General features: G+C 59.6%; 2 protein-coding genes. One reads left to right on the top strand and one right to left on the bottom strand.

The features are described 5' to 3' along the window. A partial coding sequence (locus tag NW804_RS10345) for a glycine--tRNA ligase subunit alpha (RefSeq protein WP_414423490.1) occupies positions 1–290 on the bottom strand: 290 nt, incomplete at its 3' end. A gap of 40 nt (positions 291–330) precedes the next feature. Between NW804_RS10345 and NW804_RS10340 the strand changes: the two genes are divergently transcribed. Then, positions 331–984, top strand: a complete 654-nt coding sequence (locus NW804_RS10340; RefSeq protein WP_414423489.1) for a site-2 protease family protein — start codon at positions 331–333, stop codon at positions 982–984. The last annotated feature ends 133 nt before the right edge of the window (positions 985–1,117 follow it).

Below are 1,117 nucleotides of genomic sequence, written 5' to 3'. Positions count from 1 at the left end.
CGCAGGCTCTCCAAGTAGACATCGACCACATCGTCGGGCGACGGCTTGAGGATGACCTGATACTGGTAGTAGTGCTGGAGGCGCATGGGGTTGCGAGCGTAGCGTCCGTCGGCAGGGCGGCGGCTGGGCTGCACATACGCCACATACCACGGCTCAGGCCCCAACGCACGCAGTGTCGTGGCAGGCGCCATCGTGCCCGCGCCCACCTCCACATCATACGGCTGCAGAATCAAGCACCCGTAGTCCGCCCAAAACTGCTCCAGCCGAAACAGCAGTTCCTGAAAGGTCATAGGCGCGGTAAGTATACCCTGCGGGGTATACTCCCGCCCGATGATAAGCGTAGAGGACATTATCCAGACGATTCTCTGGATTCTCGCGGTGCTGCTCAGCATCGCCATCCATGAGTATGCGCACGCGCAGTATGCTGACTGGGCGGGCGACCCGACGCCGCGCAGCCAAGGGCGCGTGACGCTGAACCCCATCGCGCACTTAGACCCGCTGGGCACGCTGCTAATCATCATCGTGGCGTTTTTGGGCTACGGCATCGGCTGGGGCAAGCCCGTGCCTGTCAATCCGGGCTATTTCCGCAGCCCGCGCCGCGACTGGGCGCTGTGCGCGTTCGTCGGACCACTCTCAAATGTCGTTCTGGCAGTGCTAAGCGCCCTGTTGTTGCGCGGATTGCTGCTCTTGGAAGCGGTACCCCTACCCAGCATCCTCATCGATTTTCTACTGGTGATGGTGTTGGCAAACATCGGGCTGGCACTGTTCAATATGATTCCGCTTCATCCGTTAGACGGCTCGAAAGTGCTGTCAGGATTCTTGCCTGATGTGTTCGACCGTCGCTACTGGGGCTTCCAGATGGTGTACGGACCGATCATCTTATACTCGATTTTAATCCTCCCGTTGATTGGGCTGCCGAATCCGCTGCGTTATATTCTATTGCCGATGTACGAGTTCTTTGGAAAGTTGCTGCTGGGCGTGTAGGTATACTTGCGGAGGCTATGGCGCGTGCGTTGTATAAGGGGCTGCTGCTGATTGCGGACGGGCTGGGCGACCGTCCTGTGCCTGAGATGGGCAGCAAGACGCCGTTGGAGTACGCGGCGACGCCGACGCTGGA

Source organism: Synechococcus sp. WC10meta, from assembly GCF_047461475.1.
Note: the sequence above shows the minus strand (reverse complement) of the source record. Positions and strands in the feature narration are given on the sequence as shown.

Bases quoted from the DNA above. Each gene is read 5' to 3' on its own strand.
- NW804_RS10340 (WP_414423489.1), top strand. From the start codon at position 331: ATGATAAGCGTAGAGGACATTATCCAGACGATTCTCTGGATTCTCGCG.